This is a genomic window from Nocardia sp. NPDC056064, assembly GCF_042266925.1.
Classification (GTDB): domain Bacteria; phylum Actinomycetota; class Actinomycetes; order Mycobacteriales; family Mycobacteriaceae; genus Nocardia.
In genome coordinates this window covers 5024491-5037460 of record NZ_JBHJWO010000001.1, presented here as the reverse complement: position 1 = coordinate 5037460, position 12970 = coordinate 5024491, and the positions used below count along the sequence as shown (strand labels likewise).

The 12970-nt window shown below is 69.4% G+C and carries 13 protein-coding genes; 8 read left to right on the top strand and 5 right to left on the bottom strand.

What is annotated here, in order from left to right; genetic code table 11:
• Window positions 1-30: 30 nt before the first annotated feature.
• Window positions 31-579 carry a GtrA family protein gene (locus ACFC06_RS23325; RefSeq protein WP_375934843.1) on the top strand — a complete coding sequence of 183 codons (549 nt, stop codon included), beginning with the start codon at window positions 31-33 and terminating at the stop codon, window positions 577-579.
• On the opposite strand, the gene ACFC06_RS23320 is transcribed toward ACFC06_RS23325, so the two are convergent.
• From ACFC06_RS23320 to ACFC06_RS23310, 3 genes are read right to left on the bottom strand one after another with little or no spacing between them, the layout of a single operon-like run.
• Window positions 576-1883 (bottom strand): sensor histidine kinase, encoded by a 1308-nt coding sequence (locus ACFC06_RS23320; protein ID WP_375934840.1) that lies wholly within the window; start codon window positions 1881-1883, stop codon window positions 576-578. The two genes, ACFC06_RS23325 and ACFC06_RS23320, sit on opposite strands and share 4 nt — an antisense overlap.
• A gap of 6 nt (window positions 1884-1889) precedes the next feature.
• Window positions 1890-2588 (bottom strand): response regulator transcription factor, encoded by a 699-nt coding sequence (locus ACFC06_RS23315; protein WP_375934837.1) that lies wholly within the window; start codon window positions 2586-2588, stop codon window positions 1890-1892.
• A 41-nt stretch (window positions 2589-2629) separates the two neighbouring features.
• Entirely contained in the window at window positions 2630-3163 is a 534-nt protein-coding gene (locus ACFC06_RS23310) for a PH domain-containing protein (RefSeq protein WP_375934834.1), read from the bottom strand.
• Between the two features lie 127 nt (window positions 3164-3290).
• Here ACFC06_RS23310 and ACFC06_RS23305 point away from each other — a divergent pair, with 127 nt between their 5' ends.
• The gene (locus ACFC06_RS23305; protein ID WP_375934831.1) at window positions 3291-4259 is read left to right on the top strand and encodes an acyl-ACP desaturase; all 969 of its coding nucleotides are present in this window, start codon (window positions 3291-3293) and stop codon (window positions 4257-4259) included.
• 136 nt (window positions 4260-4395) lie between these two features.
• On the opposite strand, the gene ACFC06_RS23300 is transcribed toward ACFC06_RS23305, so the two are convergent.
• Window positions 4396-5193, bottom strand: coding sequence for a biotin--[acetyl-CoA-carboxylase] ligase (locus tag ACFC06_RS23300; protein WP_375934828.1), 798 nt, complete (start codon window positions 5191-5193; stop codon window positions 4396-4398).
• Between the two features lie 125 nt (window positions 5194-5318).
• Between ACFC06_RS23300 and ACFC06_RS23295 the strand changes: the two genes are divergently transcribed.
• From ACFC06_RS23295 to ACFC06_RS23285, 3 genes are all read left to right on the top strand, one after another.
• A complete protein-coding gene (locus ACFC06_RS23295) occupies window positions 5319-6959 on the top strand; it encodes an acyl-CoA carboxylase subunit beta (protein ID WP_375934825.1) in 1641 nt (546 codons plus the stop codon).
• 163 nt (window positions 6960-7122) lie between these two features.
• Window positions 7123-7452 carry an acyl-CoA carboxylase epsilon subunit gene (locus tag ACFC06_RS23290; RefSeq protein ID WP_375934822.1) on the top strand — a complete coding sequence of 110 codons (330 nt, stop codon included), beginning with the start codon at window positions 7123-7125 and terminating at the stop codon, window positions 7450-7452.
• Window positions 7453-7457: 5 nt separating this feature from the next.
• Entirely contained in the window at window positions 7458-8093 is a 636-nt protein-coding gene (locus ACFC06_RS23285) for a Maf family protein (protein WP_375934819.1), read from the top strand.
• Here the strand turns inward: ACFC06_RS23285 and ACFC06_RS23280 are convergent.
• Window positions 8019-8795 (bottom strand): helix-turn-helix transcriptional regulator, encoded by a 777-nt coding sequence (locus ACFC06_RS23280; RefSeq protein WP_375934816.1) that lies wholly within the window; start codon window positions 8793-8795, stop codon window positions 8019-8021. The genes ACFC06_RS23285 and ACFC06_RS23280 overlap by 75 nt on opposite strands.
• A gap of 148 nt (window positions 8796-8943) precedes the next feature.
• Here ACFC06_RS23280 and ACFC06_RS23275 point away from each other — a divergent pair, with 148 nt between their 5' ends.
• From ACFC06_RS23275 to ACFC06_RS23265, 3 genes are all read left to right on the top strand, one after another.
• On the top strand, window positions 8944-9834 hold the full coding sequence (locus ACFC06_RS23275; protein WP_375935725.1) for a sulfurtransferase: 891 nt from the start codon (window positions 8944-8946) through the stop codon (window positions 9832-9834).
• A 188-nt stretch (window positions 9835-10022) separates the two neighbouring features.
• A complete protein-coding gene (locus ACFC06_RS23270; RefSeq protein ID WP_375934813.1) occupies window positions 10023-11822 on the top strand; it encodes an acetyl/propionyl/methylcrotonyl-CoA carboxylase subunit alpha in 1800 nt (599 codons plus the stop codon).
• A gap of 170 nt (window positions 11823-11992) precedes the next feature.
• A complete protein-coding gene (locus ACFC06_RS23265; RefSeq protein WP_375934810.1) occupies window positions 11993-12970 on the top strand; it encodes a patatin family protein in 978 nt (325 codons plus the stop codon).

Here is a 12970-nt window from a genome sequence, read left to right as displayed (position 1 = left end):
GAATCTTTGCGACCGGTACACTCGGAACTCGTGTCAATCGTCGACGACGTGGTCAGCGTCCTTCCCCCGCGCCTACGCGAATCCGCGTACCGGCACCGTGAGCTGATCAAGTTCGCCATCGTCGGAGCGACCACGTTCGTGATCGACAGCGGCCTGTTCTACCTCCTGAAATGGACCGTTCTGGCCGAGAAGCCGGTCACCGCCAAGATCATCTCCGGGGTGGTCGCGGTGATCGCGTCCTACATCCTGAACCGGGAATGGTCGTTCAAGAATCGCGGCGGCCGCGAGAAGCATCACGAGGCGCTGCTGTTCTTCGGGGTCAGCGGCATCGGCGTGGTGCTGAGCAATATCCCGCTGTGGATCTCGAGTTACATGCTCGATCTGCGCCAGCCGAACGTGAGCTTCCTGACCGAGAACATCGCCGACTTCGTCAGCGCGTTCGTGATCGGCAATTTCCTGCAGATGGCGTTCCGGTTCTGGGCCATGCGCCGGTGGGTCTTCCCCGACGAGATGAACGAGATCGTCGCCGAGTTCGAAGACCTCATCGAAGAAGAACCCGAACCCCTCGGGCGCGGCTAACGCGGCTCGGTCAGGGTCGCGTTGGGCGACCGGTTGACCTTCGACCCCAGGAACACCGCGAACAGCGCCGGACGGCGCCGCTGCAGTTCCAGACGCCCGCCGTCGGCCTCCACCAGGGCGCGGGCCAGCGCGAGCCCCACACCGGTCGAGCCGCCCGCCGAGAAACCGCGGTCGAAGACGTGCGGGGCGAGCTCGTCGCGGATGCCCTCGCCCTCGTCGGCCACCTCCACGCAGATCAGCGGGTCGCGCGAGCTCATGGTCGGGACCGTGCGCACCGAGACCGTGCAGGTGCCACCGCCGTGCATCAGAGCGTTGTCGACCAGCACCGCGACGGCCTCGCGCAGGCGGGAACCGGTGATCGGGGCGCGCAGCGACTCGTCGCCGGTCAGGCGCAGCTCGCGGCCCTCCTCGGTGAACGGGTGGGCCCATTCGGCGACCACCCCGCGCAGTTCGGCCATCACCGGGACCGGGTCGCGGTCGGCGGCGTCCTCGTCGCGGGAGGCGCGGACCAGTTCGTCGATGGCGTCGGTGAGCCGGTCGACCTGGGCCATCGCCTCCTCGGCCTCGTGCACCACCTCGGGGTCGGCGTGCGTGGACAGCTCGTCCAGGCGCAGGCGCACCGCGGTCAGGCGGCTGCGCAGCTGATGGGAGACGTCGGCGACCAGCGCGTGCTCGCGTTGCAGGCGGCCCGCGATCTCGACGGTGGCCGAGTCGAGCACGTCGGAGACCCGGTCCAGTTCGGCGATGCCGTGGCGGCGCGGGTCGGGGCGGAAATCGCCCATGGCCAGCCGGGCGGCGCGGGCGGCCACATCGCGCAGCGGGTCGGCCACCCGGCGCGCGGTGACCACCGCGACCGAGAAGGCGGCGCCGAGCGAGGCCAGCACCGCCAGCGCCACGGCGGCCACGGCCTGTTCCTGGCGTGAATGCATGGGCCCGGCGGGCACCTCGAGCCGCAGCGAACCGGAGGTGCCCATCGACAGCGATTCCACCAGCGGGTCCTCGACGTAGCCGACGCCGATATCGGTGCGCGCCGCGTTGTCGTGCGGCGCCGGGTAGACGATGGTGAGTTTGCCGCCCTCGGGCACCAGCGCGGCCATCGCGCGCACGTCCAGACCGTCCTGGACGGTGCCGTCACCGCCCTCCTGGGAGATCACCTCGGACGCGACACGTTCGAGGCGGCTCTGCAGATCGTTGCGGGTGATGTCCTCGACCCACAGCCAGGCGGTGTAGATGAGCGGGACGCCGAGCACGACCGTGGTGATGGTGAGCACGGTCAGGATCGAGCGCAGGATGCGGCGGCGCACCGCCCGTCAGCCCCTCGCGCCGGAGGGGGCGTCGGTGTTGAGCCGGAAGCCGACCCCGCGCACGGTGACGATGCGGCGTTCGGCCATCGGCCCCTCGTCGCCGATCTTGCGGCGCAACCAGGACATGTGCATGTCGAGGGTCTTGGACCCGCGCAGATCGGCGTCGCCCCAGACCTCGCGCAGGATGGTCTCGCGCGGCACCACCTGACCGGCCCGGTCGATGAGCACCTTGAGCAGCTCGTACTCCTTGTTGGCCAGGTTCACCTCGGCCCCGTTGACCAGCACGCGGCGCGCGGCCGGTTCCAGCCGGATCCCTCCGACCTCCACCGCGTCGTCGCCGATCCCGCTGCGCCGCAACAGCGCTCGCACCCGGGCCAGCAGTTCGGCCAGGCGGAACGGCTTGCCGACGTAGTCGTCGGCGCCCGCGTCCAGGCCGACCACGAAATCGACCTCGTCGGTGCGGGCGGTGAGCATCAGCACCGCCAGATCGGCCCCGGAGGCCCGGACCTGCCTGCACACCTCCAGCCCGTCCATGCCGGGCAGGCCGAGGTCGAGGATGAGCAGGTCGTGGTCGCCTTCGAGGGCTCGGCGCAGCACGGCGGGACCGAACCGTTCGACGGTGACGGTGTAGCCCTCACGCCCCAGCGCCCGTGACAGGGGTGCGGCGATGGCCTCGTCGTCTTCGGCCAGCAGTACGGCGGTCATGAGCCCAGGTTAAGTGGTCTGGACTCCGGCCGGTGGACAGCTCACCGATACCCGGTGCCCCAATGCTGGTCGCCGTGCGAGCGGTCGGCCTCGAAGACCTGGTGGTAGAGCAGCGAATGCACCTGCTGCACCTGGGGGATGTCGTCGTATTCCAGCGGCTCCTCCGAGGAGGACCCGATGATCAGCGTGCCGGTGCCGAGCATCCGGTCCAGCACACCGTGCCGGAACTGCACGCTGGAGATGCGGCTGAGCGGGATGTCGATGCCGGTGTGGGTGATGATGCCCTGGCGCACCAGCACCCGCCTGCCGGTGACGATGAAATGCGTCGACTTCCAGGCGATCACCCGCGCCACCACCCGCCAGGCGAGCACGCCCAGCCAGGCCAGCCCGATCAGCAGCAGCAGCACGGTGCGCACGCTGCCCTCGGTGTTGCGCCAGGCCAGCCCGCCGAGGAAGCCGGCGAGCGCGGTCGCGACGATGAGGGTGATGATCGGCCACACCAGCATCTTCCAGTGCGGGTGACGGTGCAGGATCAGCTGCTCGTCGGGCGCGAGGACATCCTCCGGGTAACCCATGGACGCACAGTACCGCGCTGTGACGGTGCATTTCTCGAAGCCACGGCCGAACCGATACTGTGGATTCCACGCTAGCTGCCAGGTTTTGCCCATATCTGCTTGCTCGACACCGACAGTGGAGGCACGCGTGACCAAAGATCTGACCCAGCTCGAAATCCTCACGGCCCTCGAACCAGTGGCCGAACAGAATCTGAACCGGCACCTGTCCATCGCCAAGGACTGGAATCCGCACGACTACGTCCCGTGGGACGAGGGCCGCAATTTCGCCGCCATGGGCGGAAACGATTGGGAGCCGGGACAATCCCGGCTCACCGACGTCGCCAAAGCGGCCATGATCACCAACCTGCTCACCGAGGACAACCTGCCCTCCTACCACCGTGAGATCGCCGAGAACTTCTCCCAGGACGGTGCCTGGGGAACCTGGGTGGGGCGCTGGACTGCCGAGGAGAACCGGCACGGGATCGTCATCCGGGACTATCTGGTCGTCACCCGCGGGGTCGACCCGGTGGCGCTGGAGGAAGCCAGGATGATCCACATGACCCAGGGGGCGCACGCCCCGGCCAACTGGGGTGGGTTCCTGGTGAATGTCGCGTACGTGACGTTCCAGGAGCTGGCCACCCGGGTCAGCCACCGCAACACCGGCCGCGTCTGCGACGACCCGGTCGCCGACCGCATGCTCGCGCGGGTGGCCACCGACGAGAACCTGCACATGATCTTCTACCGCAACCTGTGTGGCGCGGCGATCGACCTGGTGCCCGAACAGGCGATGCCCGCGATCACCAAGGTGCTCACCAACTTCCAGATGCCCGGCGCGGGCATGCCGAACTGGCGGCGCAACGGGGTGCTGATGGCCAAGCACGGCATCTACGACCTGCGCCAGCACCTCGACGAGGTGGTGCGCCCGGTGCTCAAGCAGTGGAATGTCTTCGGGCGCGACGATTTCGGCCCGCGTGCCGAGGCCGCGCGCGACGAGCTGGCCCTGTTCATCGACAAGCTGGAGAAGGACGTGCTCAAGTTCGAGGAGCAGCGCGACCGGCTGCTGGCGCGCGAGCGCGTGGTGGCCGAACGCACCGAAGCGGGAGTCGCCGCCCGCTGAGAAGGCCGACCCCTGGGGAGGCCGTTCGCGGCCCGGCCCGTCGGTCAGGTGCCGAGGCGTAGGCGACGAAGGAGCAAGCCTCGGTGCCTGACCGACGGGCCCCCCAGGGGCCGCGAACCCGCGGCGCCAGCCGCCATCAATACTGACCGCGCAGGTGACTCACGTCGCCCGCCGACACGGCCCGCTCGCCGATGATCAGCCTGCCGCTGTCGTCGACGCCGGTGGCCGTGCCGGTGACCACGTCACCGCCGGGCAGTTCCGCGCGCACGTCGAGGCCGATGGTGGTGCAGCGGGTGCGATAGGCGTCGGCGAGCTCGGTGGTGTCCCAGCCCGCGTCCTGCCAGGCGGTGACCCGGCGGGCGAACTCGGTGAGGATCGCCGCGGCCAGCGCGGTGCGGTCGGCCTCGGGCAGCCCGGCCAGGAGCAGCGAGGTGGCGTGCGGGACCGGCAGTTCGTCTTCGGTGAGATCGACATTGAGGCCGATCCCGGTCACCACGCCGGGGGTGTCACCGGCCGCGACGAGCTCGGCCAGGATGCCGGCCAGCTTGCGTCCGCCCAGCAGCACGTCGTTGGGCCATTTCAGCTCGGGCTCCAGCCCGGTCGCCGAGCGCAGCGCGTCGACCACCGCCACGCCGGCCAGCAGCGGCAGCCAGCCCAGGATCGCGGGCACCACACCGGGCAGCCGGACCAGGATCGACATCGACAGCTGCGCGCGCGGCGGGCTCACCCATTCGCGCAGGTGCCTGCCCCGCCCGCTCACCTGCTCCTCGGCCAGCAGCGCCTGACGGTCGATGGAACGATCGACGGCGCGCAGGACCAGATCGGCATTGGTGGATCCGGTCGAGTCCACCACGTCGACGCGGTCGTAGAACGACGGTGCCGTCGCGGCGACGGAGCTGCGCAGACGCGGGGTATCGATCGGTGCCCTGTTCATTCCCGGCACGCTACTAGGCCCCGGCCGTGAACGATCACCACCGCCGCTAGCTGCGGTTTTCTCTACTGACCGGTAGCCGAGACTGCCGTAGTGCGCGGACGTGTCGGTGGCTACACTCGCAACCCATGACGAGTGTCCAGCAGCAGCCCGCCTCGGAATCGGCGGGCGCCCCCGATATCCACACCACCGCCGGGAAGCTGGCTGACCTGCGGAATCGGCTGGAAGAAGCGCAACACCCGATGGGTGAGGCCGCGGTCGACAAGGTGCATGCCAAGGGCAAGATGACCGCCCGCGAACGCATCCTGGCCCTGCTCGACGAAGGCTCCTTCGTCGAACTCGACGCCCTCGCCAAGCATCGCAGCGTGAATTTCGGCCTGGAGAACAACCGCCCGCTCGGTGACGGCGTGGTGACCGGTTACGGCACCATCGACGGCCGCGACGTCTGCATCTTCTCCCAGGACGTCACCGTGTTCGGTGGCTCCCTCGGCGAGGTCTACGGCGAGAAGATCGTCAAGGTCATGGACCTGGCGCTCAAGACGGGCCGTCCGCTGGTCGGCATCAACGAGGGCGCGGGCGCGCGCATCCAGGAGGGCGTCGTCTCCCTGGGCCTCTACGGCGAGATCTTCCACCGCAATGTGCAGGCCTCCGGCGTGATCCCGCAGATCTCGCTGATCATGGGCCCCGCCGCCGGTGGCCACGTGTACTCCCCCGCGCTCACCGACTTCGTGGTGATGGTCGACCAGACCTCGCAGATGTTCGTCACCGGTCCCGACGTGATCAGGACCGTCACCGGTGAAGAGGTCACCATGGAGGACCTGGGTGGCGCGCACACCCACATGACCAAGTCCGGTGTGGCCCACTACGTGGCCTCCGGCGAGCAGGACGCCCTCGACTACGTCAAGGACCTGCTCGGCTACCTGCCCAGCAACAACCGCGCCGAGGCGCCGCGGCACGAGCCCAGCGACCCGATCACCGGCGCGATCGAGGAATCCCTCACCGACGAGGACCTCGAGCTCGACACGATCATCCCGGACTCGCCGAACCAGCCCTACGACATGCACGAGGTCATCCGCCGTCTGCTCGACGACGACGAGTTCCTCGAGGTGCAGGCCGAGCGCGCGATGAACATCATCTGCGGTTTCGGTCGCGTCGACGGCCGCAGCGTCGGCATCGTGGCCAACCAGCCGACCCAGTTCGCCGGCTGCCTCGACATCGACGCCTCGGAGAAGGCCGCACGCTTCGTGCGCACCTGCGACGCCTTCAACGTCCCGATCATCACCCTGGTGGACGTGCCCGGCTTCCTGCCCGGCACCGGCCAGGAATACAACGGCATCATCCGCCGTGGCGCGAAGCTGCTCTACGCCTACGGCGAGGCCACTGTGGGCAAGATCACCATCATCACCCGCAAGGCGTACGGCGGGGCCTACGACGTGATGGGTTCCAAGCACATGGGTGCCGATGTGAACCTCGCGTGGCCCACCGCGCAGATCGCCGTGATGGGTGCGTCCGGAGCCGTCGGTTTCGTCTACCGCAAGCAGCTCAAGGAAGCGGCCGCCAACGGCGCCGATGTCGACGCTCTGCGCCTCGAGCTGCAGAACGAGTACGAGGACACCCTCGTGAACCCGTACGTCGCCGCCGAGCGCGGATACGTCGACGCGGTCATCCCGCCCTCGCACACCCGGGGCCAGATCGTGTCGGCGCTGCGACTGCTCGAACGCAAGATGGTGAGCCTGCCGCCCAAGAAACACGGCAACATTCCGCTCTGAAAACGCGATATCCCGGATAGGCCGCGCACACTGGTTGCCAGGACGCAACTATTGATCGGCGCGCGCCTACCGGGAATGATCGCGGTTACCGCGCTGTGACATCGAAGCATCACGCTTCGTCCCGGGGCAGATCTCCCGGACGAGGCAGGAAGGATCTGGCACTGTGACAACTGTGGCAGAAGAGGACGTGTTGACCGCCGCCGAGCTGGAGCTCGCCGTCGAACCGCTCGTCGAAGAGGTCGAACTGTCTGTGAGCGCGGTGGCCGAGGTTCCCGCGGACGCCGTCGGCGAGCCGATGTTCCGCATCCTCAAGGGCGCTCCCACCGATCAGGACATCGCCGCGCTCGTGGCGGTGCTCGCCGCGGCCGCCGCCTCGGCGCCCGCGGGTGGCCAGAACGGCCCGCGCGACAGCTGGGGCACCGCGACGCTGATGCACCGGGGTACCTCCCCGTTCTCGCCGTACGCGTATCCGATGCTGTCGCACCTGCGCTGACGCGGGTGACCCGACTGGTTCTGGCGTCGGCGTCCCCCGCCCGGCTCGGAGTGCTGCGCACGGCGGGCATCGATCCCGTCGTGCGGGTCTCCGGGGTGGACGAGGACGCCGTCGCCGCGGCGCTGCCCGCCGGTACGTCTCCGGAGGGCATCGTCGTCGCCCTGGCACGTGCCAAGGCGCTCGACGTCGCCGCCACGATTCCCGAACTCGCCGACGACTGTGTGGTCGTCGGCTGTGATTCCATGCTGCTCGTCGACGGGCAGCTCCAGGGCAAACCGCACACCCCCGAGGTGGCGCGGGCGCGCTGGAAGGGCATGGCCGGCCGCAGCGCCGACCTGCTCACCGGGCACTGCGTGCTGCGCCTGCGCGCGGGCGAGATCGTCGGTGAGGCCGCCGAGTGCAGCGGCACCACCGTGCATTTCGCCGAGCCCGGCCCCGACGAGCTCGACGCCTACATCGCCACCGGTGAACCCTTACAGGTCGCCGGCGCGTTCACCCTCGACGGGCTGGGCGGCTGGTTCGTCGACCGCATCGACGGCGATCCCTCCAGCGTGATCGGGATCGGTCTACCGCTGCTGCGCAGGCTGCTCGAAGACGTCGGCGTCGGTGTCACGCAGCTGTGGCGGGACGCGCGGGCCTGAGGGCGCGATCATCCGTTCTTCCCCAGCCGGTTGCGCGGCCCCGGCGGGCTGCGCGGCCACTTCCTCGCCGTAGGTGAGTTCGAGCCGGGCCGTGCACAGTTCCGGCTCGGTGAACGGGTGCAGCTGCACCCCGACCCGGCCGCGGGCGCCGTTGCGCTCGAGCACTTCGCGCATGAGTCCCAGATGCACGCCGCACACCACCTCCGAGTGCGAGCGGGCCAGTTCGCGCAGCGGGCAGGCGGTGAGGGTGATTCCCACGTGTTCGGTGGTCTCCCCGACCGGGTCCTTCTCCGGGGCGAATCCCAGTTCCGACATCAGCGACATGGTGATGTCGCGCGCGTCGGCCAGCGATTCCACCGGCTGGGCGCCGATGTCCATCCGCGCGCCCCAGGCACGGCCCGCCTCCACGGCGGCCGCCGAGCGGGTGATCGGATCGGGGCCGAGATGGTCGGCCAGCACCTGGGCCAGTTCCTGGTATCCCACCGATCGCTGGACCGCGCGATAGCCGATGCGCGGGCGGCCGCGACCGCGGGGCGGCTGCTGGAACTGGCGCACCAGCGATTCGCGGGTGAGGACGTCGAGGTGGAAGCGCACGGTGGTGACGTGCTGTCCGGTGATCCTGGCCAGTTCCTGGGCGTCGAGGGGCTCGGTGGCGCCACGTAGGATCGCGAGCAGTCGCCGCCGCGGCCAAGAATCGGACATAGCTCACCCCTCCTCTCCAGAGACTTTATCGGACGCAAGTGCGCTTTATTCGTCCATTGTGTCGATTCGTGATGCGCCACCACACACTTACCATCGGCTGCGACCCAGCTACAGCCGCACCCACCCAACTCGCGTGAAGGACCACACCGTGCCCGTCGCCCCGGATCCGCACCCCGCCTTCGGTTCCTACGCAGCCCCGCATCGATTGGTAACCACAGAATGGCTGTCCGCAAACATCGGCGTGCCGGGTTTGAAGATCATCGAGTCCAACGATGACATCCTGCTCTATGACATCGGGCATGTCCCCGGCGCGGTCAAGATCGACTGGCGTGGCGATCTCAGCGACCCCGTGACCCGCGATTACATCGACGGACCGCGTTTCACGGCGCTGATGCGCGCCAAGGGCATCGCCCGCGACGACACCGTGGTGATCTACGGCGACCGCGGCAACGCCCAGGCCGCGCACACCGCCTGGATCTTCACCCTGTTCGGGCACGAGGACGTGCGCCTGCTCGACGGCGGCCGCGACGCGTGGATCTCCGAGGAACGCGACACCACGTTCGACCTGCCCCACCTGGTCGCGGGCGACTATCCCGAGGTCGAACGCGACGACAGCACCGCGCGCGCCTTCCGCCAGGAGGTGCTCGACCGGCTCGGCGCCCCGCTGGTGGACGTGCGCTCGGCCCAGGAGTACTCCGGCGAGCTCGAGGACAAGCCGCTGAAGCAGGAGTACGCGACGCTGCGCGGCGGTCACGTGCCGACCGCGGTCAACATCCCCTGGACATCGGCGGCGACTTCGGACGGCCGATTCCGCTCGCGCGCCGAGCTCGACGAGGTCTACGGCGAGCTGGCCGCGACGGATCTGGTGGTCTACAGCCGGGTCGGCGAGCGGTCCAGCCACACCTGGTTCGTCCTGACCTTCCTGCTCGGCCGCAGGTCAGTGCGCAATTACGACGGGTCGTGGATCGAGTGGGGCAACTCGGTCGGACTGCCCGTGACCCAGGGCGCCGAGCCGGGCGTGGCGAACCAGATGATTTGAAACATGTTCACATCACAGCCCGGCGCGTAGTGTGACCTGCGACCTACTCGACGGTAGGGCTAGCCGAGTTCGAGCTGGGTTGGCACACTGCCTACACTCGCCCGAGACGAAAGTTGTCGATCCCGGGCACGGGGCCTGTACGGCGACCCGTCCCCCGAAGCGACCAAAGAATGCACACAGGAGGCTCAGTGCCCAGCCATGCCAGCGCACGGATCACGAAGGTACTCGTAGCTAACCGCGGCGAGATCGCGGTCCGCGTGATCCGGGCTGCCAAAGACGCGGGAATCACCAGTGTCGCGGTCTACGCCGAGCCCGATGCCGACGCTCCCTTCGTGAAGCTCGCCGACGAGGCGTTCGCCCTCGGCGGTCAGACCTCGGCCGAGTCGTACCTCGTGTTCGACAAGATCCTCGACGCCGCGGCCAAGTCCGGCGCCGACGCGATCCACCCGGGTTACGGCTTCCTCTCCGAGAACGCCGACTTCGCCCAGGCCGTCCTCGACGCCGGGCTCATCTGGATCGGCCCCTCGCCGCAGTCCATCCGCGACCTCGGCGACAAGGTCACCGCGCGCCACATCGCCGAGCGCGCCAAGGCGCCGATGGCCGCCGGTACCAAGGACCCGGTCAAGAACGCCGACGAGGTCGTCGCGTTCGCCGAGGAGTACGGCGTTCCGGTCGCCATCAAGGCGGCGTTCGGTGGCGGTGGCCGCGGCATGAAGGTCGCGCACACCATCGAGGAGATCCCCGAGCTGTTCGAGTCGGCCACCCGTGAGGCCATCGCCGCCTTCGGCCGCGGCGAGTGCTTCGTCGAGCAGTACCTGGACAAGGCCCGCCACGTCGAGGCCCAGGTCATCGCCGACCAGCACGGCAATGTCGTCGTCGCCGGTACCCGCGACTGCTCGCTGCAGCGCCGCTTCCAGAAGCTCGTCGAGGAGGCGCCCGCGCCGTTCCTGTCCGACGACGTGCGCGCCAAGATCCACGACTCCGCCAAGCGCATCTGCCGCGAGGCCGGCTACTACGGCGCGGGCACTGTGGAGTACCTGGTGCAGGGCGAGACCGTGTCGTTCCTCGAGGTGAACACCCGTCTGCAGGTGGAGCACCCGGTCACCGAGGAGACCGCGGGCATCGACCTGGTGCGTCAGCAGTTCGCCATCGCCAACGGCGAAGAGCTCTCGATCAAGGAAGACCCCACCCCGCGCGGTCACTCCTTCGAGTTCCGGATCAACGGGGAGGACGCCGGTCGCGGCTTCCTGCCCGCCCCCGGCCCGGTCACCGTCTACTCCGAGCCCACCGGCCCCGGCGTGCGCGTCGACTCCGGTGTGGTCGCGGGCAGCGTCATCGGCGGTCAGTTCGACTCCATGCTGGCCAAGCTGATCGTCACCGGCGAGAACCGCATGCAGGCGCTGCAGCGGGCCCGCCGCGCGCTGGCGGAGTTCCAGGTCGACGGTCTGGCCACGGTCATCCCGTTCCACCGCGCGATCGTCGAGGATCCGGCCTTCGTCGGCAACGGTGAGACCTTCGAGGTCTACACCAAGTGGATCGAGAACGAGTGGAAGAACACCGTCGAGCCGTTCACCCCCGGTGGCGCGCCCGCCGAGGACGACGAGGATCTGCCCCGGCAGAAGGTCGTCGTCGAGGTCGGTGGCCGTCGCGTCGAGGTGTCGCTGCCCGGTCAGTTCACCCTCGGTGGCGGCGCCGCCGGTTCGGCCGGTAACGGTGTCGTCCGCAAGAAGCCGAAGGCGCGCAAGCGCGGCGGCGCGGGTGGCGGCGCGGCCTCCGGTGACGCGGTCACCGCGCCCATGCAGGGCACCGTGGTCAAGGTCGCCGTCGAAGAGGGTCAGTCCGTCGAGGCGGGCGACCTGATCGTGGTGCTCGAGGCCATGAAGATGGAGAACCCGGTCAACGCGCACAAGGCCGGTGTGGTCACCGGGCTGTCCGTCGAGGCGGGTGCGGCGATCACCCAGGGCACCGTCCTGGCGGAGATCAAGTAGAACGTGGTCACGTGAAGGGCGCCGGTTTCCTACCGGCGCCCTTCGCTGTTTCCGGCCACGCCGGGATCGGTCCCGTGACCCGGCGTTGCGCCGGGGTCGCGCGGATGAACGGCGGTTGAAGACCACCGCCCCGACAGCGCGTCCACCCGGTTCGGGCCTATCGTGAACGAGTGTCCAGCGCTGTCTCGAACGATCAGGATTCATCGACGCCCCCGGCCACCGTCGCCGAGGTGATCCAGGCGCGGCGCGCGTCGGGCCTGCGCGCGGACGGCCATCGGCTCGCCCTGGTGATCGAGGGTGGCGGCAGTCGCGGGGTGTACTCCAGCGGCATGGTGCAGGCGCTCGAGGAACTCGGCCTCGCGGGGATCTTCGACGCGGTGTACGGCACCTCGGCGGGCGCGATCAACGGTGCCTGGCTGCTGTGCGGGCGCGCGGCGACGGGGATGCGGTCGTGGACCGATCCGGCGATCATGCGCCGGGTGGTCGACCCGGTGCGGGTGCTGCGCGGACGGCCGGTCTTCGATCTGCACTACCTCGTGCACCGGGTCTACGACGGCATCGAGCCGATGGACTTCGCGGCGATCCTGGCCAACCCCACCACCCTGCACCCGATCGCGACGGATATCCGGACCGGGCAGTCGGTGGACCTCGCACCCCACATCGTCGACAAAACCACCCTGCTGACCGCGCTACGGGCCTCCGCGGGCCTGCCCCTGCTGGCCGGTCCACCCGTCCCCCTCGGCGACAGCAGCTACTTCGACGGCGGCCTCACCGAAACCGTCCCGATCCGCACGGCGATACGCGCGGGCGCCACCCACGCCCTGGTCCTGCGCACCCGCCGCACCGACGAGCTCCGCCCACCCGCTCCCCTGCTGCACCGCGTGGTCGGCGGCGGCTACATGCGCGCCGTCGCGCCCGGCGCCTACCGGGCCTGGTCGCAGCGCCCCGGCCAGCAGGCCGTCGAAGACCGCTTCCTGGCCGACCTCGGCGACCGCGTCCTCCAGATCCACCCGCCCGCCGCCGCCCCACCCGTCGACAGCGCCGCCCGCGACACCGATCTCCTGGCCCGCGCCCTCGACCTGGGCCGCACCGCCGTCCACACCCTCCTCGGCGCCACCATCGACCCGACCCCGGTTCTGGACGCCTGA

What these genes read in the sequence shown, in the direction of transcription:
- ACFC06_RS23315 (WP_375934837.1), bottom strand. Translation starts at nt 2,588, where the DNA reads ATGACCGCCGTACTGCTGGCCGAAGACGACGAGGCCATCGCCGCACCC.
- ACFC06_RS23300 (WP_375934828.1), bottom strand. Translation starts at nt 5,193, where the DNA reads ATGAACAGGGCACCGATCGATACCCCGCGTCTGCGCAGCTCCGTCGCC.
- ACFC06_RS23310 (WP_375934834.1), bottom strand. Translation starts at nt 3,163, where the DNA reads ATGGGTTACCCGGAGGATGTCCTCGCGCCCGACGAGCAGCTGATCCTG.
- ACFC06_RS23295 (WP_375934825.1), top strand. Translation starts at nt 5,319, where the DNA reads ATGACGAGTGTCCAGCAGCAGCCCGCCTCGGAATCGGCGGGCGCCCCC.
- ACFC06_RS23280 (WP_375934816.1), bottom strand. Translation starts at nt 8,795, where the DNA reads ATGTCCGATTCTTGGCCGCGGCGGCGACTGCTCGCGATCCTACGTGGC.